This is a genomic window from Desulfatiglans anilini DSM 4660 (assembly GCF_000422285.1).
GTDB lineage: Bacteria > Desulfobacterota > DSM-4660 > Desulfatiglandales > Desulfatiglandaceae > Desulfatiglans > Desulfatiglans anilini.
The window spans coordinates 1-1429 of the sequence record NZ_AULM01000100.1; the positions used below are offsets into that span (position 1 = coordinate 1).

The following is a 1429-nucleotide window of genomic DNA, read 5'->3' on the forward strand; positions in this document are numbered from 1 at the left end:
CCTCCAGCCGCTTACGAGCAAATCGACGCTGCCTCCATGGAAGCCAGCCAGGTGCGCTCCCTGGGTTCCGAGTATGTTTGCCATTGCGTGTGGAATGAGCTCGGATTGACCGACCTGCTTGTATCCGAAGGGCTTGCCCCTTCGGTTATCCCTTTGATGGAAGCCTTGGTCATCGGCCGTTTGGTGGCTCCAGGCAGTGAAGTACATACCTGGAATTGGGCCGAACACCGCTCCGCGCTTTATGAACTGACGGGCCGTCCCTTGCGCGCCTCCCTCAACTCGATTTACCGGGCAGGAGACCGGCTTTTTGACTGTAAAGATGCCATCGAGACCCACCTCGCTCAGCGCGAAAAAGACCTTTTTGACCTGCCCGAGCGCATCTGCCTCTTCGATCTGACCAATACCTACCTTGAAGGGCAGGCAACCGGCAATCCCAAAGCGAAGCGGGGACACAGCAAAGAGAAACGCTCGGACTGCAAACTGCTGACCCTGGCCCTCGTGGTGGATGAGCTCGGCTTTGCCAAGTATAGTCGTCTTTACCCGGGCAATCAGACGGAGTGCAACACCCTCAAGCAGATCATTGAATCACTGGTCGAGCTAAGGCCCCATCTGGCCAGGGACCGCACGATCATCCTCGATGCCGGGATCGCCACCGCCGAAAACATTGCCTACCTGAAAACCAGCGGGTTTCATTACATCGTGGTGCAACGGGGCAAGGCCGATTTTATGCCCGACGAAACCATGACGATGCAGATTATCCGCCAGACCGATCAATACACGCTGGAGGTCAAGCGCCATCAACTGGAGCATGAAGCCTTCCTTTTGTGCCGCAGTACGGGCCGAACGGCGAAGGACCAAGCCATTCGAAGCCGTCAGGAAACGCTGTTTCTCGAACGTCTCCAATACTACCAGGACGGTCTCGGCAAAAAAGGTCACACCAAGGTATACCACAAAGTAGTCGAGATGGTTGGCCGCTTGCGCGAGAAATACCCACGCGCATCCAAACTCTATGACGTCGAAGTGATCGCTGAACAAAGGCCCGGGAAAAAGGCCCAGGCCAAAGCCATCACCTGGGAAAGACGTTCCCATTACGACACCGAACGCCAGTTCGAAGGCTGCTACCTCCTGCGAACCGACCATACGACCTGGACCGATCTCGAAATCTGGGGAACCTACGTCATGCTCACCCGGGTGGAACGCGCCTTTCGGTCAATGAAATCTGCACTCGGGCTCAGGCCAAACTTCCACCAGTTGGAGCAGCGCGCTGATACACACCTGTTCATATCGGTGCTGGCCTACCACATCCTGCACATCATTGAACACAAGCTGCGCCTGTGTGGCGACCATCGTTCATGGCTCACTGTCCGAGATATCCTCTCGACCCACCAACGCCTGACCATCGAGTTCAATGTCAAAGAACAGGATACGG

Annotated in this window: 1 protein-coding gene; it reads left to right on the plus strand. The window is 56.1% G+C overall.

Annotation, left to right across the window (positions count from 1 at the left end):
* Positions 1-105: 105 nt before the first annotated feature.
* On the plus strand, positions 106-1429 hold a 1324-nt coding region (locus H567_RS26550), incomplete at its 3' end, for an IS1634 family transposase (RefSeq protein WP_161626677.1).